Source organism: Streptomyces sp. RGM 3693 (assembly GCF_050471125.1).
In the GTDB taxonomy this organism is placed as follows: Bacteria; Actinomycetota; Actinomycetes; order Streptomycetales; family Streptomycetaceae; genus Streptomyces.
Genome location: NZ_JBMPPQ010000002.1, coordinates 1,678,373 through 1,703,798 on the forward strand (window position 1 = coordinate 1,678,373; position 25,426 = coordinate 1,703,798).

The 25,426-nt window shown below is 72.7% G+C and carries 19 protein-coding genes; 10 read left to right on the forward strand and 9 right to left on the reverse strand.

The genetic code is table 11. From position 1 onward, the window contains the following. Positions 1–229 precede the first annotated feature (229 nt). Complete coding sequence (locus ACO0M4_RS24850; RefSeq protein ID WP_430373131.1) at positions 230–568, reverse strand: hypothetical protein; 339 nt, start codon at positions 566–568, stop codon at positions 230–232. Between the two features lie 132 nt (positions 569–700). After that, positions 701–1,786 carry a mechanosensitive ion channel family protein gene (locus tag ACO0M4_RS24855; protein WP_430373132.1) on the reverse strand — a complete coding sequence of 362 codons (1,086 nt, stop codon included), beginning with the start codon at positions 1,784–1,786 and terminating at the stop codon, positions 701–703. Between the two features lie 291 nt (positions 1,787–2,077). Here ACO0M4_RS24855 and ACO0M4_RS24860 point away from each other — a divergent pair, with 291 nt between their 5' ends. Further along, positions 2,078–2,614, forward strand: coding sequence for an HNH endonuclease (locus tag ACO0M4_RS24860; RefSeq protein ID WP_006605595.1), 537 nt, complete (start codon positions 2,078–2,080; stop codon positions 2,612–2,614). Between the two features lie 74 nt (positions 2,615–2,688). Here the strand turns inward: ACO0M4_RS24860 and ACO0M4_RS24865 are convergent, their stop codons facing one another. Continuing rightward, positions 2,689–5,646: a beta-N-acetylglucosaminidase domain-containing protein gene (locus ACO0M4_RS24865; protein ID WP_430373133.1), complete on the reverse strand. Its 2,958-nt coding sequence runs from the start codon at positions 5,644–5,646 to the stop codon at positions 2,689–2,691. Positions 5,647–6,234: 588 nt separating this feature from the next. Between ACO0M4_RS24865 and ACO0M4_RS24870 the strand changes: the two genes are divergently transcribed. The 7 genes from ACO0M4_RS24870 (at position 6,235) to alc (ending at position 13,622) form a co-directional block, all read left to right on the forward strand. Continuing rightward, on the forward strand, positions 6,235–6,495 hold the full coding sequence (locus ACO0M4_RS24870; protein ID WP_430373134.1) for a hypothetical protein: 261 nt from the start codon (positions 6,235–6,237) through the stop codon (positions 6,493–6,495). A 6-nt stretch (positions 6,496–6,501) separates the two neighbouring features. Then, positions 6,502–8,646: a 4-alpha-glucanotransferase gene (gene malQ, locus ACO0M4_RS24875; protein WP_430373135.1), complete on the forward strand. Its 2,145-nt coding sequence runs from the start codon at positions 6,502–6,504 to the stop codon at positions 8,644–8,646. A gap of 114 nt (positions 8,647–8,760) precedes the next feature. Next, the gene (locus ACO0M4_RS24880; RefSeq protein WP_430373136.1) at positions 8,761–9,009 is read left to right on the forward strand and encodes a hypothetical protein; all 249 of its coding nucleotides are present in this window, start codon (positions 8,761–8,763) and stop codon (positions 9,007–9,009) included. 264 nt (positions 9,010–9,273) lie between these two features. After that, the gene (locus tag ACO0M4_RS24885) at positions 9,274–10,248 is read left to right on the forward strand and encodes an acyl-ACP desaturase (RefSeq protein WP_390017457.1); all 975 of its coding nucleotides are present in this window, start codon (positions 9,274–9,276) and stop codon (positions 10,246–10,248) included. A 130-nt stretch (positions 10,249–10,378) separates the two neighbouring features. Further along, the gene (locus ACO0M4_RS24890; RefSeq protein WP_430373137.1) at positions 10,379–11,317 is read left to right on the forward strand and encodes a DMT family transporter; all 939 of its coding nucleotides are present in this window, start codon (positions 10,379–10,381) and stop codon (positions 11,315–11,317) included. Positions 11,318–11,352: 35 nt separating this feature from the next. Next, entirely contained in the window at positions 11,353–12,300 is a 948-nt protein-coding gene (locus ACO0M4_RS24895) for a LysR family transcriptional regulator (RefSeq protein WP_430373138.1), read from the forward strand. Positions 12,301–12,476: 176 nt separating this feature from the next. After that, positions 12,477–13,622, forward strand: coding sequence for an allantoicase (alc, locus tag ACO0M4_RS24900; protein WP_430373139.1), 1,146 nt, complete (start codon positions 12,477–12,479; stop codon positions 13,620–13,622). Positions 13,623–13,846: 224 nt separating this feature from the next. Here the strand turns inward: alc and pepN (ACO0M4_RS24905) are convergent, their stop codons facing one another. Next, positions 13,847–16,432, reverse strand: coding sequence for an aminopeptidase N (gene pepN / locus ACO0M4_RS24905; RefSeq protein WP_430373140.1), 2,586 nt, complete (start codon positions 16,430–16,432; stop codon positions 13,847–13,849). 128 nt (positions 16,433–16,560) lie between these two features. Here pepN (ACO0M4_RS24905) and ACO0M4_RS24910 point away from each other — a divergent pair, with 128 nt between their 5' ends. Further along, positions 16,561–17,082, forward strand: coding sequence for a DUF1203 domain-containing protein (locus tag ACO0M4_RS24910; protein WP_430373141.1), 522 nt, complete (start codon positions 16,561–16,563; stop codon positions 17,080–17,082). A gap of 92 nt (positions 17,083–17,174) precedes the next feature. Here ACO0M4_RS24910 and ACO0M4_RS24915 read toward each other — a convergent pair whose 3' ends face one another. From ACO0M4_RS24915 to pepN (ACO0M4_RS24925), 3 genes are all read right to left on the reverse strand, one after another. Next, positions 17,175–18,206, reverse strand: a complete 1,032-nt coding sequence (locus ACO0M4_RS24915; RefSeq protein ID WP_430373142.1) for an aspartate-semialdehyde dehydrogenase — start codon at positions 18,204–18,206, stop codon at positions 17,175–17,177. A gap of 197 nt (positions 18,207–18,403) precedes the next feature. Beyond that, positions 18,404–19,429 carry a hypothetical protein gene (locus ACO0M4_RS24920; protein WP_430373143.1) on the reverse strand — a complete coding sequence of 342 codons (1,026 nt, stop codon included), beginning with the start codon at positions 19,427–19,429 and terminating at the stop codon, positions 18,404–18,406. 124 nt (positions 19,430–19,553) lie between these two features. Beyond that, positions 19,554–22,178, reverse strand: a complete 2,625-nt coding sequence (gene pepN, locus ACO0M4_RS24925) for an aminopeptidase N (RefSeq protein WP_430373144.1) — start codon at positions 22,176–22,178, stop codon at positions 19,554–19,556. 93 nt (positions 22,179–22,271) lie between these two features. Between pepN (ACO0M4_RS24925) and ACO0M4_RS24930 the strand changes: the two genes are divergently transcribed. Then, positions 22,272–22,967, forward strand: a complete 696-nt coding sequence (locus ACO0M4_RS24930; RefSeq protein ID WP_430373145.1) for a DsbA family protein — start codon at positions 22,272–22,274, stop codon at positions 22,965–22,967. Between the two features lie 137 nt (positions 22,968–23,104). On the opposite strand, the gene ACO0M4_RS24935 is transcribed toward ACO0M4_RS24930, so the two are convergent. Both ACO0M4_RS24935 and ACO0M4_RS24940 read right to left on the reverse strand, forming a co-directional pair. Next, positions 23,105–23,746, reverse strand: coding sequence for a superoxide dismutase (locus ACO0M4_RS24935; RefSeq protein WP_430373146.1), 642 nt, complete (start codon positions 23,744–23,746; stop codon positions 23,105–23,107). Positions 23,747–23,921: 175 nt separating this feature from the next. Next, a complete protein-coding gene (locus tag ACO0M4_RS24940) occupies positions 23,922–25,343 on the reverse strand; it encodes an amino acid permease (protein ID WP_430373147.1) in 1,422 nt (473 codons plus the stop codon). Positions 25,344–25,426: the final 83 nt, after the last annotated feature.

A 25,426-nucleotide genomic window follows, 5' to 3' on the forward strand; every position in this document is an offset into this window, starting at 1 on the left:
TTCCGGCCGGGCGGGGGAGCGCACGGAGAGAGGGGCGCCCGGCGGTCGGCCGGTACGCCCCTCGGTGCTCCCCCGTGTCCCCCGATATCCCCCCTGCGTCCCCCCGTGCTCGTGCCCCCGTTGTCATGTCCCGTCGCCGGGGCGTCCCCGGGGCTGCGGGCCGGCCGGCCCCTTGCCGATCACCGGCCGGCTCGTCCTCGTCAGGGCATCAACAGGACCTCGGCCCGCCTCAGCCCTCTTCCCAGCCGACGCTGCCGACGCCGGTGCCGCCGTCGCAGGTGGCCTCGGAGTGGTCGCGGGCGCCCGGGTTGAGGGTCCGCCACGGGCCGGTCTGGTCGGGCCACCAGCCGCAGACCACGGTCACCCGGAAGCCGATGGTGCGGTTGGTGTTGTTGGTGCAGTCCGCGGTGCCCCGGCGGCCGTCGCTGTTGGTGGTGCAGGTGAGGTCGTTCTTGATCTGCGGTCGCGTCGCGGCGGACGCGGGGGCGGCGGCGGTCAGGGCCGCCGCGCTGCCGAGCATCAGAACCGAAGCGACGGCCCCCGTGGCCACGCGATTGCGGATCTTCATGGTGAAGTCTCCTTCTCCGTCGTTGGTGTCGTTGGTGCCGACACCCCGGACACGAAGCGGGACCGCGGTACGTATGACAGAGGGGCATGTGATCTGAGTCACATACCCCTCGGTGTCCGTGCGGTACGGGAGTTACTTCTCCAACTGCGGCGGTGCGATGGGGGTCGTCGCCTGGGACTGCGGCGACGACGGGTTGTTGAGCACCGAGGGGGCCGCGACGGTGGCGGACGGGTCGGCCGGCGCCGCCTCTTCCTCCTCGGGGACCGGACGCGGCGCGAGGTGGATACCGGCCGCGTCCAACGCCTGCTTGATGCGCCAACGCAGCTCCCGCTCGATGCCGCCCGCCTTGCCCGGCATGGTCTTGGCCGAGACGCCGAGCGTGACGGTGTCCAGGGACACCTCGCTCAGGCCCAGCACCTCCACCGGCTCCCACAGCTGCTCGTTCCACGGCTCGGCCTTGGACATGGCCTCGCCGGCGTCGGTGATCACCGCGCGGGCCCGTTCCAGGTCCTGGTCCGCGGCGATCAGCACGTCGACGGAGGCGGTGGACCAACCCTGGCTGAGGTTGCCGATCCGCTTGACCTCGCCGTTGCGGATGTACCAGATCGCGCCGTTGGCACCGCGCAGCTTGGTGACCCGCAGGCCGACCTCGATGACCGTACCGGTGGCCACACCGGCGTCGATCTCGTCGCCGACGCCGTACTGGTCCTCCAGGATCATGAAGACGCCGGAGAGGAAGTCGGTGACGAGGTTGCGGGCGCCGAAACCGATCGCGACACCGGCCACCCCCGCGCTGGCCAGGAGCGGCGCGAGGTTGATCTGGAGGACGGACAGCACGGTCAGCGCGGCCGTGCCCATGATCACGAACGAGGCGACGCTGCGCAGCACCGAGCCGATCGCCTCCGAGCGCTGCCGCCGCCGTTCGGCGTTGACCAGCAGCCCGGCCAGTGCGGTGCCCTGGGCGGCGGCCGCGGTGCGGTTCATCCGCTCGATGAGCTTGGTGATGGTGCGGCGTATCACATGCCGCAGGACCACCGCGATCACGATGATCAGGATGATCTGCAGGGTGGACGTGAGCCACGTCCCCCAGTTCGCCTGTATCCAGCCGGCGGCGTTGGTGGCCTTCTGGGTGGCCTCGTCGAGGGAGGTCGGGCCGGTTGAGCCGGACGCGGCGGTGCGCAGCGGCGCGGCGGCGGCCGACGGGGCGGACCAGTACACAGCGGAACCTTCCGTGAGGGACAGCAGGCCCGGCCCGCTCAGGGACCCGAGAAAAGCCGGGCAGATCTACCACACTAACGGGGCAACGCGGGCGGACCGAGCCTGTGTTCGATCATGGAGGTCGGAGGAAGGCCGGAATGAGCCGGATCTGGTGGGGTCTGCGACGCTGTGGTGGAAAACACCTCCGGCCCGTTACCCGGTCATGGTGGCGCTCCGACCAGGCACCGGGGGACACTGTGGGGAGATCGTCCCGGCGCGAGCCACGCGCCGCCGGCGTACAAGGAGGCACCCGTGCCGCACGTCCTGGTCCTCAACGCGTCGTACGAGCCGCTCGGCGTCGTACCGCTCCGCCGCGCGCTCATCCTCGTCCTCAATGAGAAGGCCGTCAGCCTTGAGGAATCCGGCGCCCTGATGCACAGCGCGACCCATGTCATACCGGCTCCGAGCGTGGTTCGCTTGAAGCGCTTTGTGAGAGTGCCCTTTCGGGGGCCTGTCCCGCTGACCCGTCGGGCGCTGTTCGCCCGGGACGGCGGGCGCTGCATGTACTGCGGTGGCGTCGCAACCAGCGTCGACCACGTCATCCCGCGCAGCCGCGGCGGCCAGCACACCTGGGAGAACGTCGTCGCCGCCTGCCGGCGCTGCAACCACGTCAAGGCCGACCGTCATGTGGCCGAGATCGGCTGGCGGCTGCGCCATCAGCCCGCCCCACCGTCCGGACTGGCCTGGCGGATCATCGGCACGGGGCATAGGGACCCGCGCTGGCTGCCTTATTTGCAGCCGTACGGCGCGGATGACGCCCTGGCCCGGATCGATGCCGTATCGGCTTAGATCCGGGCTTTTGCGTCGGTGAGACGGCGGACGCGGTGTGGCGGGGGCTCCTTGGAACCCCCGCCACGGCCGTCTCACCCGCCGGTCACCGCGTACGCCTCAACGCCCCACAGTGAGTACCCGAACCGCGTCGCCCGCTTGTCGCCCTGGACGCGGACGTAGCGGGCGTCCTTGGCGTCCATCCGGATCGCCTCCCGGCCGCCCTTGCCGTCGCGGACGGTGGCGGCGGTGCGCCAGGTGCGGCCGTCGGTCGAGACCTGGATGCGGTAGGCGGCGGCGTAGGCGTTCTGCCAGTGGAGGACGACCAGTCCCAGTCGGGTCGGTGCGGGCAGGGTGAACTGCAACCAGGAGTTGTCCTCGGCGGGGGAGGACCAGCGGGTCTTCGGATCGCCGTCGGTGGCCGCGGACGCCGGGAAGTCGTCCGTCTCGTCGCCGGAGGAGGTGGTGTCCGCGCCGCGCGCCAGGTCGGGGCCGCCGGTGGGCGGGAAGACCCGGAGGGTCAACTGCTGCTCCTGGCCGGCGAAGGCGACGGAGACCCGGTACGTCCCGGAGGGGGTGTCCTTGGGGATGTCCACGTCGAGCGGGACGAGCGCGGTGCCGCCCCGCGGGGCGGTCGCGTCCCCGGGCGCGTGGACGGTGAAGCCCTTGGGCGCGGTGACCGTCAGCGGGCCGTGCACGTCGTCGGGGCGGCGGGAGGAGAGCAGGGCCTGCACCGTGGTCCGGCCGCCGGTCTGCGCGTCGGTCTCGGTACGGGAGAGCGCAAGACCGGCCCGTGGGCCGTCGTCGTACCACGGGGTGAGTGCCTGTACGGATGGTGCCGGGGTGCCGTCGTCCCAGGTCAGGCGCAGTGCGTCGGCGCGCAGCCCGGGGGTGGTGGCCTCCGTCCAGCCGGTCGCGGACAGCGGGCCCAGCCGCTGCCAGCCGGCCCCCGGTACGTGCGCCTCCAGGGAGACCGCGCCGGCCGTCGGACCCGGCCCGGTGAGCGCGGTGACCGCGGCCAGCGGTCGTACGCGGGGGAAGGGCACGGTCAGCGACGTCCGGCTGTCGCCGTGCTCCGGGGTCGGGGCGCCGCCGTGGGCCCCCGTCCAGGCGTCCGCCTCGGTCATCGCCCGGTCCAGGAACGGCCCCAGGACGCCCTTGCCGACGGTCACCGGGCTCTGGCCGATCTCGGTCCGCAACTGCAGCACGCTGCGCTGTGCCGCCCAGGCCGCGTCGCCGTCGTCCCGGGCCTGCGCCAGGAGGGTGTCCACGGCCTGTGCCCCGGCGTTCCCGTAGCGGGCCAACTGCTGGGCCCACGGCCCGACTTCGGCCCGCAGGTCGGAGGTCAGGTCCCGGGGCGCGCTGCTCATGGTGCCGAACGCGGCGCGCAGTGCCCGGGCGGCCTTGGCGTAGTCCGGGTCGGCGCCGGGTCGGCCGTGGTTGATGGCGGCCGCGCGGGCCTTCCAGAAGCGGTCGATGAGCGGCTGGAGGTACCCCGACTCCTCGCCGTTGAGCAGGGAGGACGCGGCGTTCCCGGCCAGGGCGCGGAGCGCCGTACGGGCCTGGGGGTCGCCGCCGGCGAGGTCGTCGATGGCCGCCTCCCAGGACTGCGTGGGGCGGTAGTCGCGCGGGTTCCAGGCGTAGTCGGCGGCGGTGAACAGCGGGATCCGGGACGCCAACGGCTGTTCCATGGCGTTGGCCAGCAGTGCCGCCGAGCCGGTGGCGACGGCCGGTTCGCGGCCCGTGTAGGGGCCGAGGAAGATCCGGTCCTGGGCGTAGTCGTTGACCGGGTAGTTGTCCATGGTGACCAGCGGATGGCCGAACGCCTCGCGGGCGGTGGACAGTTCGCCGCCGGTGATGGTCCGCGGGACCACGCCGACGCCCGTCCAGGCCACCTCCACGTGGTCGTTGAGCGCCGCCGCCAGCGCACTGCGGTAGGCGGTCACCCCGTCCTGGTAGAACTCGGTCGGCATCAAGGACAGCGGCGCCGCGCCGGGGTGCCGCTCGGCGAGGTGCTGCGCCAGCGCGTTGGCGACGCCCGCCTGGGCCTTGGCGGCCGCCTGCGGGCCGGTCCCGAAGGTCTCCTCGTCGGCGGCGCAGTGCCATTCGCTGTAGCTGACGTCCTGGAACTGGAGTTGGAAGGACCGCACCCCCAGCGCCCACATCGCGTCCACCTTGCGGCGCAGTGCCCGTAGGTCCTCTTCCGAGGACAGGCACATCGCCTGGCCGGGGGTCACCGCCCAGCCGAGCGTGACGTGGTTGGCGCGGGCCCGCTCGGCCAGTGCCCGGAAGTCGGCGCGCTGCGCGGCCGGGTACGGGTCGCGCCACCGCGCCTGCCGGTAGGGGTCGTCGCCGGGGGCGTAGAGGTACTGGTTCTGCTTGGTGCGGCCCATGAAGTCCAGTTGGGCCAGCCGCTGCGGCTGGCTCCACGGCTGTCCGTAGAAGCCCTCGGTGGTGCCGCGGACGCCGGTGCCGGGCCAGTCCCGGACGGTCACCGAGGCCAGCTGCCGCTCGCCGTCCGGGCCGTCGGTGACCAACTGGCGCAGGGTCTGCGCGGCGTGGAAGAGGCCGTCCGGGCCGACGCCGTCCAGCGCGACGGTGTCCCGGCCGGCGACCTGGCCCACGGCCAGCCGGTAGCCGCCGGACGGCAGATCGCCGCGGGGCGGCACCCGCAGCGCCCGCAGGGCGTCGTCCGCGGGCGCGCCGCCGGCCAGCAGCACCGGCCCGCCCGCGGGCAGCCGGTCGCCGGGCGCGACCTGCCGGACGGTGCGCACCCCGGCGTCCCGCAACAGCCCGCGCAGCACGTCGAGGGCGTACGGGTCGGTGTCCGGCGCGGCCACCAGCACCGCCGTCGGGCCGAGCGGGACCGCCGCGCCGAGCTGCCGCATCGACTGGGGGCGCGGCCAGACCGCGGGCGGCGCGCCGGTGTCGGTGGGGCGGCCGGGCTGGTCGGGGGTGCCGGCGGCAGGGCCGGCCGGGGCCGCCTGGGCGGCCGGTACGCCGGCCAGCAGCCCTCCTATGACGGCGGCGGCCAGCGCGGTGGTCCCCGCCACCCGCGCACGGCTGCTGCCCCTGCCCGTACCGGTTCTTCCGCCCCAAACGCCCCGGACTCGCACGGTCGCTCCTCGTCCCCGTATCTCGTGCTCACCGGCTCCCGCCGGTTCCCCCTGTGTCCCGCCGCCCGGTCGCCGCGTCGCCGTCACGCGCCCAGGTGCCTGCCTGGTGGGCGGGGCCGCGGTGCGGGCGTGTGGTCGTGGTGCGCGCGGCGCGGAACCGGGGGATTCGACACCCCTCGGTACCCGATCGGACAGACCTTCGGCTGTGAGCCCACCATTGCGGCGGCGAGGGTGTCAACCGGGCCTCGGGGGCGCTCCCGGACACCCGGCGGACCGCCCCTTTCATCCCCCTGGCACGGGCGGGCCATGAGGCGCTCCGCTCCGCAGAAATTACGTTCTGGAGCGCCATCTTCCGGCGTTCTGTGCGCCGCACGGCGTTCCCCGCCGCGAAATCGCCGGCCGAGCCATACTGTGACGTGAGTCACGTTTGCTGGGTGAAGGCGTCTGCGCTCGTGTCGACTGGGTAGGGCAAACGTGTCCCCCTACCGCAGACGTGCCCCACTACCGATGAACGGGAGGCCCCTCGTGGCCGCATCCGCTCAACTCCTCCTCGACGCGCTCGCCGCGAAACCCTGCGGCGAGCCCGGGCTCTTCGACGGGGTGTCCGGCCCCGACTCCGGCCTGGAGGGCTCCGGCTCGTTCAGCTTCACCGAGCCGCCGCTCACCAGCGAGCCCCCGCTCGCCGACAGCGCCCCGCTCACCAGCGAGGTCCCCATCACCGCCGAACTCCCGCTGACCAGCGAACCGACGGCCACCGGACTGGGCACGGAGTCGATGGAGGTCTGAGCAGCCATGGGCCGCGCCCGGCTCGCCCGGCTCCACGGCATCGCCACGTCCTACGAGCCCGCACCCGGCCGCACCGTCCACATCGCCGAGGACACCGCCGTCGCGGTGCTCGCCGCACTCGGCGTCGACGCCTCCACCCCGCAGGCCGTCCGCACCGCCCTCGCCGCCCACGAGGAGAGTGTCGGCCACGCCCTGCTGCCGCCCACCGTCACCGCCCGCAGCGGCCGGCCACCGCGCCTCCCGGACCTCCCCGACGGCACCGTCCTGAGCGTCCGCACCGAAGACGGCACGCTCATCGGCGCGGAAGTACGGGACGGCACCCCGTACGGCGGCACGCAGGACCCCGCGGCGCTCGCCGGGCTCCCGCTCGGCGTGCACGACCTCCGGGCCGACGCCCCCGACGGCCGCACCGCCCGCGCCCACCTGATCGTCGCCCCCGAGGCGGTGCCCGCCCCGCCCGGCCGCACCCACGGCTTCCTCGTCCAGCTCTACTCGCTGCTCTCCCGGCACTCCTGGGGCATGGGCGACCTCGGCGACCTCGCGGACCTCGCCGCCTGGTCCGGACGCGCCCTGGGCACTGGCTTCGTCCAGCTCAACCCGCTGCACGCGGCGGTCCCCGGGCCCCCCACCGACCCGTCCCCCTACCGCCCCTCCTCCCGCCGCTTCCCCGACCCCGTCCACCTGCGCATCGAGCAGATCCCGGAGTACGCCCTGCTGGCCGGCGACGCGCGGGCCCGCGCCGACGAACTGGCCTCCCGGGCCGGCGAGTTGCGCGCCGACGTCCTCGACCGCGGCGGACTGATCGACCGGGACGCCGTCTGGGCCCTCAAACGGGAGGCCCTGGAACTCCTCGGCACCGTCCCGCTCGGCCCCGGCCGGCGCGCCGCGTACTGCGACTTCCTCGCCGAACAGGGCCGCGCCCTGGACGACCACGCCACCTGGTGCGCGCTAGCCGAGCGGCACGGACCCGACTGGCGCGGCTGGCCGGCCGGCCTGTGCGACCCCCGCTCACCGCAGACCGCCCGGATCCGCCACCGGCTGCTGGACCGGATCGACTTCCACTGCCGGCTCGCCTGGTTCACCGACCAGCAACTGGCCGCCGCCCAACGGGCCGCCCGGGAGGCCGGCATGGCCGTCGGGCTCGTCCACGACCTCGCCGTCGGCGTGCACCCCTCCGGCGCGGACACCTGGGCCCAACAGGACGCGTTCGCCACCGGAATGTCCGTCGGGGCACCACCGGACGCCTTCAACTCCCGCGGCCAGGACTGGGGCCTGCCGCCCTGGCGCCCGGACGCCCTGGCCGCCGCCGGCTACGCGCCCTACCGCGCACTGCTGCGCGGCCTCCTCCGGCACGCCGGCGCGCTCCGCATCGACCATGTGATGGGCCTGTTCCGCCTGTGGTGGGTCCCCGAGGGCCGGCCGCCGACCGAGGGCGCCTACGTCCGCTACGACGGCGAGGCGATGCTCTCCGCGCTGGCCCTGGAGGCCCACCGGGCCGGCGCCGCGGTGATCGGCGAGGACCTGGGCACCGTCGAGCCGGGCGTCCGCGAGGCGCTCGCCGAACGGGGCGTCCTGGGCACCTCCGTCCTGTGGTTCGAGCGGGCCTACGGCACCGCCGCCGACGGCTCCCCCGCCGACGGGGACGACCCGACACCGGAACCGGCCGCCACCCCAGCCCGGATCCTGGCCCCCGACGAATGGCGGGCCGGCTGCCTGGCCACCGTCACCACCCACGACCTGCCGCCCACCGCCGCCCGGCTCACCGGCGCCGACGTCGCCCTGCGCGAACGCCTCGGCCTGCTCGCCGGGCCACCCGAGCGCGAACGCTCCCGGGCCGCCTACGAACTCCGCGAATGGCTCGGCGCGCTCTCCCGCCACGGACTGCTGCCCGAGGGCGCCCGCAACGAGGAAGCGGTGGTCAAGGCCGTCCACCGCTTCCTGCTGCGCACCCCGGCGCGCATGGTCGGCATCTGGCTCCCGGACGCGGTGGGCGACCGCCGCCCGCAGAACCTCCCCGGCACGTGGGACGAGTACCCCAACTGGCGCCTCCCCATCGCCGGCCCCGACGGCCGCCCGCACACCCTCGAAGAGCTGGCCGCCTCACCCCGACTGCACGCGTTGATGCGGGAGCTGGCGTCCTTCGCGCGCTGAGCGCGACGACCGCGAGCCCTCGCGGGGCGCCGCACCGGGCCGTCCGGCCTGCCGGTATGTCGCTTGCCCCACCCCGGACGCGCGGGGTGGAGTGTCGTCCGCTACGTTGAACGGGTGAGCAACAAGGTCAAGAACACCGCCCTGCGCGCCGGAACCATCACCGCCGGCACCGCGCTGATGCTGCTGATGTCGTCCCCCGCGTTTGCGCTCACCCGCGACGACGGTGACGACCCGGGTCCGGGCCTGAGCGTGATCCAGACGCTCGGCCTCTACGTGGTTGCGCCCATCGTGCTCTTCCTGATCATCGCCGGGCTGGTCATGGCGACCGACAAGTCCCGCAAGCAGGCCAAGTCCAAGGGCTGACCAAGCCCCGCGCGGGCCGTCCGCCCGCGCCCATGACGCCTTCAAAAGGGGCGCCTACCGATCCTTTACGGACCGGTGGGCGCCCCTTTTCGCATGCCTGGGCCAGTGATCACGAAAAACCGGACATAGGGCGGTAGTTGGGCAGCTATGCGGGCGATTCGCCCTTGGGGAGGTGTTTAACCGGGGCGTACCTACGATGACGTAACCTACGGGGCCGTAAGTCCAACTTACGGATCCGTAGGTCCGTCGTCCCCAGGAGTTCCCGTGACCATCGCCCCCGACCGCCTCGACGGAGCGCGCGGCCAGGCCGCCTGGACCGACACCCGACTGCTCTACGCCCTCGAAGAGGTCGTAGAGAAGGAGCTCAACCGGCATCTGGGGATCGCCAAGGAGTGGATGCCGCACGAGTACGTGCCGTGGAGCGACGGGCGGAACTTCGACGGCGTGATGGACGGCGAGCCCTGGGCCCCCGAGCAGTCCAAGGTCACCGCGATCGGCCGCACCGCGCTGGTCGTCAACCTCCTGACCGAGGACAACCTCCCCAGCTACCACCACGAGATCGCCACCCTCTTCGGCCGGGACGGCGCCTGGGGCACCTGGGTCCACCGCTGGACCGCGGAGGAGGGCCGGCACGGCATCGTGATGCGCGACTACCTGCTCACCAGCCGCGCCGTGGACCCGGTCGAGCTGGAGCGGTTCCGGATGGCCCACATGTCCGAGGGCTTCGAGTCCGACAACGCGCACAGCATGCTGCACTCGGTGGCGTACGTCGCCTTCCAGGAGCTGGCCACCCGGATCTCGCACCGCAACACCGGCCGGCACTCCGGCGACCCGGTGTGCGACCGGATGCTGGCCCGGATCGCCACCGACGAGAACCTCCACATGGTCTTCTACCGCAACCTCCTCGGCGCCTCCTTCGAGCTGGCCCCCGACCGGACGATGTGCGCCGTACGGGACGTGGTCACCGGCTTCCGGATGCCCGGCCACGGCATGCCCGGCTTCGAGCGGGCCGCCGCCCGGATGGCCCTCGGCGGGATCTACAACCTGCGCATCCACCACGACGACGTGCTCCAGCCCGTGCTGCGCTACCTGAAGGTGCTGGAGATCGGCGGGCTGGGCCCGGAGGGGCTCGCCGCCCAGGAGGAGCTGGGGGCGTTCCTGGACGGCCTGGACGGGCAGGCGCGCCGCTTCGACGAGCGGCAGGCCGCGATCCTGGCCCGCCGGGCGGCCCGCGGCTGACCCCCGTCAGGATCCCTTCAGGCGATTCCTTTCACTTTTCTTGAAAGGAATCGCCTGAAGTATTCGATGGACCTGATGGGTTGGGGGCTGCCACGGTGGATCCGTATCCACCATTGAGGGAGAGGAAACCGTGGCAGTCCTGGAGCGGGCCCGCACACACCGCACACCGTCCACGCAGGCCGTGGGGCTGACCCTGGCTCTGACGGCGACCGTCGTCTGGTCCGGCAACTTCGTCATCGCCCGCGCCCTGCACGAGACCGTACCGCCCGTCCAGACCGCGTTCTGGCGCTGGATCATCGCGCTGCTGGCGGTCGCCCCGTTCGCCCTGGGGCAGGTCCGCCGGGAGTGGCCGGTGATCCGCCGGCACCTCGGATTCCTGGCGCTGGCCGCCCTGTTGGGCGTCACCCTCTTCAACACCCTGATCTACACGGCCGGGAAGAGCACCTCGGCCACCAACATGGCGATGATCGCGGCCGCTTCGCCGATGATGATCGCCCTCTTCGACCTGGTCGGCGGCCGGCGCGGCGGCCGTGAGCCGCTGGGTGCCCGCCGCATCGCGGGCATGGTGATCGCGCTGCTGGGCGTGCTCACCCTGGTCGGCAAGGGTTCGCCGACCGCGGTACTGCACCTGGACTTCGCCGGCGGCGACCTGTGGATGCTGGCCGCCACCGCCACCTTCGCCGGCTACAGCGCGCTGCTGCGCCGCCGTCCCGAGGGGATCGGCGGGCTCTCCTTCCTGTTCATGACGTTCGCGCTGGGCGCCGGGATGCTGCTGCCCGCCTACGCCGTCAGCCTCGGCGTCGAGGGCGGCTTCCCGCTCACCGCCGGGACGGTCGGCCCGCTGCTCTACATCGGGGTGTGCTCCTCCGCCGTCGCCTACTTCACCTGGAACAAGGCGATCGCCCTGGTCGGCGCCGCCCGCGCCGGGGCCGTCTACTACCTCCAGCCGGTGTGCGTGGCGCTGGTCTCGCTGGTCGTCCTGGGCGAGGGCATCAGCGCGATGCAGGTGCTCTGCATGGCGCTGATCGTCGCCGGGGTGGCCCTGGGAGCGGCGGGCGGCCCGCGGTGACCGGGCCGGCCGCGTCGGGTGCGTACGCTGCCCGCATGGCCGACTGGGACATCAAGAAGCTGCGCATCCTGCGGACCCTCCAGGAAGTGGGCACGGTCACCGCGACCGCCGAGGCGCTGCACATGACGCCCTCGGCGGTTTCGCAGCAGCTGACCGGGCTCGCCAAGTCGCTCGGGGTGACGCTCCTGGAGGCGCACGGCCGGCGGGTCCGGCTCACCGGTGCCGCCCAACTGGTGCTGCGGCACGCCGAGGCGGTCTTCGCGCAGCTGGAGCGGGCCGACGCGGACCTCCTCGGCTACCTCCAGGGGGAGGCCGGCACGGTGCGGGTCGGGGCCTTCTCCACCGCCATCCCGGCGTTGGTGGTCCCCGCCGTCCAGGAGCTGCGCCGCACCCACCCGGGCCTGGCCGTGACCGTACGGGAGGCGGAGGCGGAGGCCGCGTACGAGCTGCTGGCCGAGGGCAGCGTCGATCTGGCGCTGTCGCTGGCCGCGCACGCGCCCACCCCGCGCGACCCCAAGTTCAGCCGGGTCTCGCTGCTCGCCGACCCGTTGGACGTGGCGCTGCCGGCCGGTCATCCGTTGGCCGCCGAGCCGGGGTTGCGGCTGGCCGACCTGGCCGGCGAGCCGTGGATCTTCGGCAGTAGCGGCCCGTGGTCCCAGATCACCACCACCGCCTGCGAGAACGCCGGGTTCGTCCCGGAACAGGCGCACGCCGCCGCCGACTGGAGCGCGATCTGGGCGATGGTCGCCGCCGGGATGGGCGTGGCGCTGGTGCCCCGGATGGCGATGGCGGGCGGCCTGCGGGCCCCCGGGCACGGCGGCGGGGTCGCCCTGCGGGTGCTCCACGCCGACCAGCCGCGCCGCCATGTGGTCGCCGCGGCCCGGCGCGGTTCGGAGGGGGCGCCCGGGCTCGCCCGGGTGCTGGCCGCGCTCCGTCAGGCGGCCTCCGCCCAGGTGACCGTGGGCCGGACCGGCGGCGAGTGAGGGCTGACGGCGCGTACGCCCCGGTGGAGCGCGTGCGGGCCGGTGGCGACGGCACACCGGCCACCTTTCAGCCCGGCTGAAGATATTCCTCACAAACTTTCGATGGACCTGTCGGGTGCCCCGCTGCGACGGTGGAGCGGTCCCCAGCACCGCACACAGGAGCAGAAGGGAAACGCATGTCCGTCACCCCGGCCGCCGATTCCACCGATCCGCACGCCAACGACGCCCAGCCGTACTCCGGCGGCGACCCGTACGCCGACTACCGCGGCGGTGACTTCCCGTTCACCTCGCTCGTCGACCTGGCCGACCGCCGCTTCGGCGCCGGTGTGATCGCCGCCAACGACGAGTTCTTCGCCGAGCGGGAGAACCTGCTGAAGCCGAACCCGGCGGTCTTCGACCCCGAGCACTTCGGCCACAAGGGCAAGATCATGGACGGCTGGGAGACCCGGCGCCGCCGGGGCGCCGACGGCGACCACCCCTTCCCCACCGAGGACGAGCACGACTGGGCGCTGATCCGCCTCGCCGCCCCCGGCGTGATCCGCGGCGTCATCGTCGACACCGCCCACTTCCGCGGCAACTACCCGCAGCAGGTCACCGTCGAGGCCACCGCGCTGCCCGGCAGCCCCAGCCCCGAGGACCTGCTCGCCGACGGCGTGAAGTGGGAGGAGCTCGTCCCCCGCACCCCCGTACGCGGCCACGCCGCCAACGGCTTCGAGGTCACCGCCGAGCGCCGCTTCACCCACCTCCGCCTCCGGCAGCACCCCGACGGCGGCATAGCCCGCCTCCGGGTCTACGGCGAGGTGGTCCCCGACCCGGAGTGGCTGGACGTCCTGGGCACCCTCGACCTGGCCTCGGTGATGCACGGCGGCACCGTCGAGGACGCCTCGGACCGCTTCTACTCCTCGCCCACCCAGATCATCCAGCCCGACCTGTCGCGCAAGATGGACGACGGCTGGGAGAACCGCCGCCGCCGGGTGCGGGGCACCAACGACTGGGTGCGGTTCAAGCTCGCCGCGCAGGGCGAGGTCCGCGCCGTCGAGATCGACACCGCCTACCTCAAGGGCAACTCGGCCGGCTGGGCCCGGCTCTCGGGCTGCGACGGGAACGCGGACGACGCGTCCTCGTGGTTCGAGATCCTGCCCAAGACCAAGCTCCAGCCCGACACCCCGCACCGCTTCGTGCTGCCCCGCCGGGTCACCGCCACCCACGTCCGCCTGGACGTCTACCCCGACGGCGGCCTGGCCCGGATGCGGGTGCACGGCGACCTCACCGAGGCCGGCCGGGCCGAACTGGTCCGCCGCTTCGACGAGCTGAGCGGCTGACCCGCACGTCCCGCCGGGCCCCGTAGGAGGGGGACGGGGCCCGGCTGTGCTCCCGCAGGCTCGTGCCGAGCCGGGAGCCCCCCGACCCGCCCGGCGGACGGCCACGCTCCTGACGCCCCGTCCGCCGGGCGACTCCACCCCGCAGCCCGCATCCGCGGAAAAGGGGCGTGCCCCGGAACCGACCTGGTTCCGGGGCACGCCCGCGTCCGTGGTGCGCGAGGAGGTCAGGCCCCGGCGGCCGCGTCCGCCGCCCGGGCCTTCAGGGCCCGCTCGACGCCGGCCCGGGACTCCGTCACCAGCCGGCGCAGGGCCGGGCTCGGGTCGGCCTTCGCCAGCCAGGCGTCGGTGGCCTCCAGGGTCTCCTGGGAGACCTGGAGGGCCGGGTAGTGGCCCACCACGACCTGCTGTGCCATCTCGTGGCTGCGCTTGTCCCAGACGTCCTTGACCGCCTCGAAGTACTTCGCGGTGTAGGGCGCCAGCAGTTCCTGCTGGTCCGGCTGGACGAAGCCGCCGATGACGGCCTCCTGCACGGCGTTGGGCAGCTCGTCGGACTCCACGACCGACGCCCAGGCTTCGGCCTTCGCCGCCACGGTGGGCCGCGCGGCGCGTGCCGTCGCCGCGTGCCGCTCGCCCGCCGAGGTCGCGTCCCGCGCCAGCTCGGCGGCGATCGCCGACTCGTCCGCCCGGCCGGTGGCCGCCAGCCGCTCCAGCAGCGCCCAGCGCAGCTCGGTGTCCACGGCCAGCCCGGGGATCTCCTGGGTGCCGTCCAGCAGGCCCTGGAGCAGGTCCAGCTGGTCGCCGGTGCGGGCCGACGCGGCGAACGCCCGGGCCCACGCCAGCTGGTGGTCGCTGCCCGGCGCGGCCGCCCGCAGGTGCGCGAGCGTCGCCTCGGTCCAGGTGGCCAGGCCGCTCTCGCGCCACTCCGGCGCCGCGTACAGGTCCAGTGCCAGCTTCACCTGGCGGTGCAGCGACTGGACCACGCCGATGTCGGTCTCCTTGCCGATGCCGGAGAGCACCAGCGCGAGGTAGTCGCGGGCGGGCAGTTCGGCGTCCCGGGTCATGTCCCAGGCCGAGGCCCACGACAGTGCCCGCGGCAGCGACTCGGTGAAGTCCCCGAGGTGCTCGGTGACGACCTTCAGCGACTGCTCGTCCAGCCGCACCTTGGCGTACGACAGGTCGCCGTCGTTGAGCAGGATCACGTCCGGCCGGCGGAAGCCCGCCGGGAACGGCACCTCGGTCCGTTCGCCGTCCACGTCCAGCTCGACGCCGCCGGTGCGGACCAGCTTGCCGTCGGTGAGGTCGTAGTAGCCGATGCCGATCCGGTGCGGCCGCAGGACGGGCTCACCCCTCGCCCCGGTCGGCAGCGCCGGCGCCTCCTGCCGCACCGCGAACGCGGTGACGGTGCCGTCCTCGGCCACCTCGATCTCCGGCCGCAGAATGTTGATGCCGGCCGTCTGGAGCCACTTCTTCGACCAGGTGGCAAGGTCCCGGCCACTGGTCTCCTCCAGCGCCCCGAGCAGGTCGCTCAGCCGGGTGTTGCCGAACGCGTGCGCCTTGAAGTACGCCTGCACGCCCTTGAAGAACTCGTCCATGCCGACGTAGGCCACCAGCTGCTTGAGGACGCTGGCGCCCTTGGCGTAGGTGATGCCGTCGAAGTTGACCAGGACGTCGTCCAGGTCGCGGATCTCCGCCATGATCGGGTGGGTGGACGGCAGTTGGTCCTGCCGGTAGGCCCAGGTCTTCATGGAGTTGGCGAACGTGGTCCAGGAGTGCGGCCACTTGCTGCCCGGTGCGTACGCCTGGCAGGCGATCGAGGTGTAGGTCGCGAACGACTCGTTCAGCCAGAGGTCGTTCCACCACTCCATGGTGACCAGGTCGCCGAACCACATGTGCGCCAGCTCGTGCAGAATCGTCTCGGCACGCACCTCGTAGGCCGCGTCCGTCACCTTCGAGCGGAAGACGTACTGGTCGCGGATGGTGACCGCACCGGCGTTCTCCATCGCCCCGGCGTTGAACTCCGGCACGAAGAGCTGGTCGTACTTGGCGAACGGGTAGGCGTAGTCGAACTTCTCCTGGAACCAGTCGAAGCCCTGCCGGGTGACCGCGAAGATCTCCTCCGCGTCCAGGTGCTCGGCCAGCGACGGCCGGCAGTAGATCCCCAGCGGCACCGACCGGCCGTCGGCGCCGTCCCAGGTGCTGTGCACGCTGTGGTACGGGCCGGCGATCAGCGCCGTGATGTACGTGGAGATCCGCGGCGTGGGCGCGAACTCCCAGACCGTGCCGTCCGCGCCGCCCGGCTCCGGCGTCGGCGAGTTCGAGATCACCGTCCAGCCCCGGGGCGCCGTCACGGTGAACCGGAACGTGGCCTTCAGGTCCGGCTGCTCGAAACTGGCGAACACCCGACGGGCGTCCGGCACCTCGAACTGCGTGTACAGGTACGCCTGTTGGTCCACCGGGTCGACGAACCGGTGCAGACCCTCACCGCTGTTGGTGTACGCGCAGTCGGCGACCACCCGCAGCTCGTTGCGGCCCTCCCGCAGCCCGGCCAGCGCGATCCGCGAGTCCTGGAACACCGCCGCCGCGTCGAGCGCCGTGCCGTTGAGCACCACCTCGTGCACGGTCGGCGCGACCAGATCGATGAACGACTCCGCGCCGCCCCCATCGGCGACGTCGAACCGGACCGTCGTCACCGACCGGAACGTGCCTCCCCCCTGCGCCCCGCTCAGGTCCAGCTCGATGTCGTACGCGTCCACGGTCAGCAGCCGCGCCCGTTCCTGGGCCTCTTCCCGGGTCAGATTCGTACCAGGCACCCGTCGCTCTCCTTCTCCATCACAATCCGTCAGCGCATCGTCCGACCATCCTTCCACGGCACCGCCGCGTCCAGGACGACGTCCGGATCCCGCCAGCGGCCCGGCCGCGGACCGCCCAGGCTGGCCGCATGACCACATACGCACCGCTTCCCATACCGGCCGCCACGCTCAAGGAGCTGCGCGGCACCGACGACGCCGGCCGCCCGACGGAGCCGTACCCCGCCCGCGCGGACGGAGTGCCGCTGGACTGCGTCGGTAGCCCGCTGCGCTGCTGCCTGCGGGCCATCGAGGAGGGCGAGCGGGTGGCCCTGGTGTCCTACGCGCCGCTGCGCCGCTGGGCGGCGGAGACCGGCGCCACCCCCGGGGCCTACGACGAGCAGGGGCCGGTGTTCATCCACGCCGAGGAGTGCCCGGGGCCGGACCCGGCGGCCGACGGCTACCCCCACGCCCACACCGGATCGCTGCGGACCCTGCGGCGCTACGACCGGCAGGGCCGGATCGCCGGCGGGCGGTGCTTCGAGATCCCCGAGGACGCCACGGCCGGCTTCGAGGCGGCCTTCGACGAGGCGTTCGCCGACCCGGAGGTGGCGCTCGTCCACGTCCGGGCGGTGGAGTACGGCTGCTTCCTGTACGAGGTGCGGCGCCCCTGACGGGGGTAGGGGCGCGCGAAGACCGGCGGCCGGTGCCGGTACGGAACGGATCCGTACCGGCACCGGCCGCGGTGCGTCGGGTGCGGGGCGGGTCAGCCGTGCAGCTCGGCGGCGACCAGCTCGGCGATCTGGACGGCGTTGAGCGCGGCGCCCTTGCGGAGGTTGTCGTTGGCGACGAACAGCGCCAGGCCGTTGTCGACGGTCTCGTCGCGGCGGATCCGGCCCACGAAGGAGGCGTCCTGGCCGGCGGCCTGGAGCGGGGTGGGGACGTCGGAGAGCGCGACACCGGGGGCGCCGGCCAGCAGTTCCTGGGCGCGCTCGGGGGAGAGCGGGCGCGCGAAGCGGGCGTTGACCTGGAGGGAGTGGCCGGTGAAGACCGGGACGCGGACGCAGGTGCCGGACACCTTCAGCTCCGGGATGTCCAGGATCTTGCGGCTCTCGTTGCGGAGCTTCTGCTCCTCGTCGGTCTCGTTCAGCCCGTCGTCGACGATCGAGCCGGCCATCGGCAGGACGTTGAAGGCGATCGGGCGGACGTAGGTCTCCGGGTCGGGGAACTCCACCGCCGCGCCGTCGTGCGTCAGCTTGGTGGCGTCCTGCTCGATGACCTTGCGGGCCTGTCCGTCCAGCTCGGCGACGCCGGCCAGGCCGCTGCCGGAGACCGCCTGGTAGGTGGCGACGACCAGGGAGACCAGCCCGGCCTCCTCGTGCAGCGGGCGCAGCACCGGCATGGCGGCCATGGTCGTGCAGTTCGGGTTGGCGATGATGCCCTTGGGCCGGTCGGCGATGGCCTGCGGGTTGACCTCGGCGACCACCAGCGGAACCTGCGGGTCACGGCGCCAGGCCGAGGAGTTGTCGATCACGACCGGGCCGGCGGCGGCGACCTTCTCCGCCAGCGCCTTGGAGGTGGCGCCACCGGCCGAGAAGAGCACGATGTCCAGACCGGAGTAGTCGGCGGTGGCCGCGTCCTCGATCGTGATCTCGGTGTCCTGCCAGGGCAGCGTCCGTCCGGCGGACCGGGCCGAAGCGAACAGCCGCAGCTGCTCGACCGGGAAGTTGCGCTCGGCGAGAATGCGCCGCATCACGCTGCCGACCTGTCCGGTCGCTCCGACGATACCGATCCTCATGGGACTCCTTCTTTCTGACCTGGCCCGCTGGCCCGGCTCCGGGTGTCTGCTGGAACACCTGCTCAGTGGCGCTCCCATCATGTGTGTGAGACCCGTCGCCTTGTCCAATCCGTTCCAACAGATGGAGTTGCGGGCCGCACGGTTCCCCACGGAGCGTGTCCGTTGGTCGCGGACCGTTACCTCGCCTGGTGGTGCGGTCAGTGCGGGAGGACCACCACGTACCGCGTCGGCTCCCGGTCCGCCGCCGCCATCAGCGCCGTCCGCACCACCGTGGCCTGCTGCTCCGGGGTCTCCCGCAGGGTCCGCGGCCGGCACCGGACGAGGCTGATGCCGAGCCGCTCCAGGCGCTCCCGGTGCTCGTCCCGGGGCGTGTCGGTACGGCCGTGGTCGGACGGGCGCGGGGTGCTGGTGTCGATCTCCACGGCCACTCCGTACTCCGGCCAGTACGCGTCCACCCCGCCCAGGTACGGGCCGCCCGGCAGCCGCAGGTCGACGTTCCACAGCGGGTCGGGCAGCCCGTAGGCGTGCACCAGGTCGTAGAGCCGCTGCTCGGCCAGGGCCCGGCCCTCGGCCATCAGGGCGTCGACCGCGTCCACCACGTGCGGCCGGGTCAGCAGCCGGGCCCGGCTCAGCTCCCGCACCACCGCGGTCGCCTCGCAGTGCCCGCCGCGCACCGCCTCGGTCAGCAGTCGGCGCACCACGGTTCCGTCGGTGAGGCCGGCCACCGCGTCCGCCAGGGCCCGTGGGACGGGGGCGGTGGGCACCCCGGTGACGTCCTGCGGGGCCGGCAGGTCGGCGCCCCGGACGATCCCCGCGAACCCCGCCGAGCGCAGCCGCCGGGTGCGCGCCACCAGTACCTCGATGCGGTCCAGGGAGAGCAGCGGGGGAGCGGCGGCGAAGCCGTGCAGGGCGAGCGCCGCCAGTCCGGTGATCATCGGTTCCTGGCCGGCTTCCGCGGCTCGCGGCTGGGCCGGCACGGACGGGCCGCGGTGCCGGGCGTAGAGCAGCGCGGCGTGCAGCCGCTCCTCGCTGGTGGGCGGCCCCTGGTGGAGCAGGTGGACGCCGGGCAGCAGCTGCTGCCAGGGGCCGCCCGGCCGGCAGCGCTCGGTGATCTCGGCGGGTGGTACGCCGTGCGCCCGCAGTTGATGGGTCGTCAGCACCGGGCAGCGGCCGTCGGCGAGGTGGTGGAGGGGGAGCGGGGAGAGCGGGGTGTCGTGGTTCATGCCCGGTCGATTCCCGGCCCCGCTCCGCCCCCTAACCGCTGTTACCCGCCTGTGTCACAAGCGGGACAATCCCGCCCTCAAGTACGGGCGTTCGACGGCCGATGACTACTGGTCGCGGGCCGGGTTACGGCCTGGGACCGGCCGCCTCGTCACAAGCCTGTGCGCGCAGCGCCCGCGCCAGGTCGTCCCGCTCCTCCCGCACCAGTCGGCGCAGCGCGGGCGCGGCCTCCGGACGCTCCGCCAACCAGGCGTCCGCCGCCTCCAGCGTGGCCCGGTCCACCTGCCAGGACGGGAACAGCCCGCGCACCACGGACATCCCGATCTCGATGGACCGCTCCCGCCAGATCCGCTCGATCACCGCGAAGTAGCGCGGCGCGTACGGCACCAGCAGTTCCCGCTGCGCCGGTTGCGCGAAGCCGCTGAGGGTCGCCTCGACCAGGGCGTTGGAGAGCGCGTCGGAGTCCACCACGTCCGCCCAGGCCGCCGCCTTGACGTCGGCCGAGGGGCGGGCGGCCAGGCAGCGCACCTGGTGGCGCTTGCCGGACGCGGTGTCGTCGCGGGCCAGTTCGGCGTCGATCGCCGCCTCGTCGGCGACCCCGTGCGCGGCCAGCGGCAGCAGGAACGCCCAGCGCAGCTCCTGGTCCACCGCCAGCCCGTCGATCTTCGCGGTGCCGTCCAGCAGTCCCCGGAGCAGCTGGAGGTCGGCCGCGGTGGTGGCCACCGCGGCGAAGTGCCGGGCCCAGCTCAGCTGGTGGCCGCTGCCGGGCTCGGCCAGCCGCAGTTCGCGCAGCGCGCCCTCGGACAGCTCGCGGGTGGTCCGCTCGCGGTACTCGGGCGCGACGTAGTGCTCCAGCGCCGCCTCCGCCTGGCCGAGCACCGACTGGAGCACCCCGATGACGCTCTCCGCCCCGGCGAACCGCCGCACCAGGTCCAGGAAGTCGCGGGCCGGCATCAGCCCGTCCCGGGTCAGTCCCCACACCGCGGCCCAGCACAGCGCCCGCGCCATCGGGTCGGTCAGATCGCCGAGCCGGGCCCGCAGGGTGGCCAGCGACCCCTCGTCGAACCGGGTCTTGCAGTACGTCAGGTCCTCGTCGTTGACCAGGATCAGCTCCGGCCGCTCGACCCCGGCCAGCTCCGGCACCGCGGTCCGCGGCCCGGCTACGTCCACCTCGGCGCGGGCGTAGCGGACCAGCGCCGAGTCGGCGTCCAGCCGGCGGTAGAGGCCCACCGCGACCCGGTGCGGCCGCAGCTCCGGGTGGCTGGGTGCGGCCTCCTGGAGGATGCTCAGCTCGGTGATCCGGTCCTGCGCGTCATAGGTGACCTGCGGGGTGAGGGAGTTGACGCCGGCCGTCTCCAGCCAGGCGCGGGACCAGGCCGCCAGGTCCCGCCCCGACGTCTCCTCCAGCACCGTCAGCAGGTCCGCCAGCCGGGTGTTGCCGTAGGCGTGCCGCTTGAAGTAGCGCCGGGCGCCCTCCAGGAACGCGTCCTGGCCGACGTACGCCACCAGCTGCTTGAGGACGCTGGCGCCCTTGGCGTAGGTGATGCCGTCGAAGTTGAGCTTGGCGTCCTCCAGGTCGCGGATGTCGGCGGTGATCGGGTGGGTGGAGGGCAGCTGGTCGGCGCGGTACGCCCAGGACTTGCGGCGGTTGGCGAAGGTGATCCAGCCGTCCGTGAAGCGGGTCGCGCCCACCTGCGCGAAGCTGCCCATGAAGTCCGCGTAGGACTCCTTCAGCCACAGGTCGTCCCACCAGTGCATGGTGACCAGGTCGCCGAACCACATGTGCGCCATCTCGTGCAGGATGACGTTGGCTCGGCGCTCGTAGGACGCCTCGGTGACCTTGCCACGGAAGATGAACTCCTCGCGGAAGGTGACGCAGCCGGGGTTCTCCATCGCGCCGAGGTTGTACTCCGGCACGAACGCCTGGTCGTACTTCCCGAACGGGTACGGGAAGTCGAAGTGGTCGTGGAAGAAGTCCAGGCCCTGCTTGGTGACGGTGAAGACGTCGTCCGCGTCGAAGTGCCGGGCCAGCCCCTTGCGGCAGAGCGCGCCGAGGGGGACCGTCAGCTCGGTGCCTCCCCCATTCTCGGCTGCGCTCGAACGGGAGGTACCCCCATCGAAGGTGCGGCGGTAGGTGTCGGTGACGTAGTGGTACGGGCCGGCGATCACGGCGGTGATGTACGTCGAGATCGGCTTGGTCGTCGCGAAGCGGTGCCGGCCGGCCTCGGCGGGGCCCTCCTGGGCGCCGTTGCTGAGCACCAGCCAGCCCTCGGGCGCGGTCACCTCGAAGGTGAACGGGGCCTTCAGGTCGGGTTGTTCGAAGGTGGCGAAGACCCGGCGCGCGTCGGCGGGCTCGTACTGGGTGTAGAGGTAGACCTCGCCGTCCTCGGGGTCGACGAAGCGGTGCAGGCCCTCGCCGGTGCGGCTGTAGGCGCACTGCGCGTCGACGACCAGGGTGTTCTCGGCGGCCAGGTCGGTCAGCGCGATCCGGGTGCCGTCGAAGACCTCGGCCGGGTCCAGTTCCCGGCCGTTGAGGGTGACCGAGGTGACCGAGGGCGCCAGGAGGTCCGCGAAACTCGCCGCGCCGGGCTCGGCACAGCGGAAGCGGATCGTCGTCCGGGAGCCGAAGGTGGTCGCGTCCGCACCCCGGGCGACCGCTGAGCGGACGTCCAGCGCCACGTCGTAGCCGTCGACCGCCAGCAGTTGGCCCCGCTCGCGTGCCTCTTCCCGGGACAGATTCTCACCTGGCACGGTGTGCCTCCCTCGCCCTCGTCTCGGATATCGAACACGGGGAATCATGGCACGGGCGCCGTCGGTTGAAGCGTGCACGGAACCACACCGTTGATGCTCTCAAGAGGAGACCCCGTGTCCGAGACCGCGAAGACCCCGGCAGACTTCTGGTTCGACCCGCTCTGCCCGTGGGCGTGGCTGACCTCCCGCTGGATGCTGGAGGTGGAGAAGCTCCGCCCGGTCCAGGTGCGCTGGCACGTGATGAGCCTGGCCGTGCTGAACGAGAACAAACTCGACGAACTGCCCGCCCAGTACGCGGAGAACATGCGCCCGGGCGGCAAGGCATGGGGCCCGGTCCGTGTGGTGATCGCCGCCCAGCAGCTCTACGGCGACGAGGTCGTCGGCAAGCTCTACACCGCGCTCGGCAACCGCTTCCACACCGCCGGCGAGGGGATCAATCGCGACTCCCTCGCGGCCGGCATCGCCGACGCCGGCCTGCCCGCCGACCTGATCGAGTACGCCGACAAGGACACCTACGACGCCGAGCTGCGCGCCTCCCACAAGGAGGGCATCGACCTGGTCGGCCAGGAGGTCGGCACCCCGGTGATCGCGGTCCCCGGGCCGGAGTACGACGGTGCGGGCGAAGGTCGGGCGACGGACGGGCGGATCGCCTTCTTCGGTCCGGTCGTCACCCCCGCCCCCAAGGGCGAGCAGGCCGCCAGGCTGTGGGACGGCACGCTGATGGTGGCGTCGATCCCGGGCTTCTTCGAGCTCAAGCGGACGCGGACCCAGGCTCCGCTCTTCGACTGACCGTCGGCCGGCCGCCCCGTCCGGTACGCACGAAGCCCCCGCGAGTCATGTCCTCGCGGGGGCTTCGCTCTGTTCCGCCTGCCAAGTGAAGGGTGAGAAGACGATCACGAGGCAGGACGCCTCGTCCGGCTACCGGGTCACGGCACCAGCAGCAGGTTGTTCGCACGCTCCTTGGCGGAGGCGTACCGCTTGGCCACGTCCTGCCAGTTCACGACGTTCCACATGGCCTCGATGAAGTCGACCTTCTGGTTCTTGTACTGGAGGTAGAAGGCGTGCTCCCAGGCGTCGAAGACCAGGATCGGCACCGAGCCCTGGCCGACGTTGCCCTGGTGGTCGTAGATCTGCTCGACGATGAGGCGGCCGGTCACCGGCTCGTAGGCCAGCACGCCCCAGCCGGAGCCCTGCGTGGTCGCCGACGCCTTGGACAGCTGCGCCTTGAACTTGGCGAACGAGCCGAAGCTCTCGGCGATGGCGTCGGCCAGCTCGCCCACGCCGTCCTTCTCCAGCGGCTCGCCGCCGCCGTCGCCGGTCATGTTGTGCCAGTAGATGCTGTGCAGGATGTGGCCGGAGAGGTGGAACGCGAGGTTCTTCTCCAGGCCGTTGACGTTGCCCCACTGGTCCTTGTCGCGCGCCTCGGCGAGCTGCTCAAGGGTGTCGTTGGCGCCCTTCACGTACGCCGCGTGGTGCTTGTCGTGGTGCAGCTCGATGATCTCGGGGCTGATGACCGGCGCCAGCGCCGCATAGTCGTAGGGGAGTTCCGGAAGTGTGTAGGTCGCCATATCGACCCCGCCTCCAAGCTGCGTATTCGCTGTAGTTGCAAACAATGAGCAAGAGCACGCTATCAGCAGGAATGATCACGGGCCCGTCATGGCGGGCGGCCTGGTCCCAAAGACGGAGGCGGGGCGGGACCTCGGAAGGAGGTCCCGCCCCGCCTGAAGGGGTCCGGAAGGAGAACTACCGGTTGTTCAGCGCCCGCTGCCGGACGAGTCCGACCACCGCCAGCACCACGCCGAAGCCACCGGTGAACAGCAGCTGGATCCGCTGGTTGTCGTCGCGCAGCATCAGCACCAGCACCGCCACGACCCCGATCAGCGCCACCCACGTCAGGTACGGGAAGGCCCACATCCGCACGATGAGCTTCTCGGGCGCCTCGCGCTCCAACTGCCGCCGGGTGCGCAGCTGGGCGACGGCGATGAAGCCCCAGACCACCAGGACGGCGGCGCCGACCATGTTGAGCAGCCACTGGAAGACCGTGGTCGGCCACCAGAAGCTCAGGAGCACCGCGACGAACCCGAACGCGGCGCACAGCAGCACCGTCCGGCGCGGCACCCCGCTGCTCACCTTGCCGAGGAAGGCCGGGCCCTGGCCGCGGGCGATCAGCGAGTAGGCCATCCGCGACGAGCCGTAGATGTTGGCGTTCACCGCGGAGAGCAGGGCGATCAGGATGACCACGTTCATGATCTGGCCGGCCGCCGGGATCTTGAGGTAGTCGAGCACCGCCACGTACGGGCCGCTCTTGGCGATCGACGGGGCGCTCCACGGGATGACGGTGACGATGATCGCCATCGAGCCGACGTAGAACAGCGCGATCCGCCACATCGCGGTGCGCACCGCGCGAGCCACGCCGCGGGCCGGGTCCTTGGACTCGGCGGCCGCGATGGTCACCGTCTCCAGGCCGCCGTAGGCGAACACCGACGCCAACAGACCGACCATCAATCCGTCGACGCCCTTGGGTAGGAAGCCGCCGTCGCCGGTCAGGTGAGAGGTGCCGGGCGCCGAGGTGCCGGGCAGCAGGCCGAAGATGGCCAGCACGCCCAGGATCAGGAAGAGGGCGATCGCCGCGACCTTCAGGGCGGCGAACCAGAACTCGAACTCACCGAAGTTGGCGACCGCGGTCAGGTTGGTCGCGGTGAAGATCACCATGATCAGCAGGACCCACATCCACGGCTCGGTGGAGGGGAACCACTGGTGCAGCACGTCCGCGGCGCCCAGCGCCTCGGCCGCCACCGCCACGCACAGCAGCGCGGTGAACATCCAGCCCACCGTGAAGCCGGCCCAGGAGCCGATGGACCGCTCGGCGTGCACCGAGAAGGAGCCGGAGGAGGGGTGGGCCGCGGACATCTCGCCGAGCATCCGCATGACGAGCATGACCAGTGCACCGGAGACGGCATACGCCAGCACGATCGACGGGCCGGCCGCCGCGATGCCCTCGCGGGAGCCGACGAACAGCCCCGCCCCGATCACCCCGCCGAGGGCGATCATCGAGAGGTGGCGCTGCTTGAGGCCGTGCGACAGTGCGCCGTCGTCCTGGCCGGTGCCCGGGGCCGCGGCGTTCCGCGCACCGGCGGACGCGGCGGACGAGGGTGTCCGATTCATGTCGTACCTGTCCCAGTAGGTGAGATGCGGGCGGGGCGATACTGCGTTCTCCCGGGGCCGCGGACGGCTCATCTCCGGGGTCC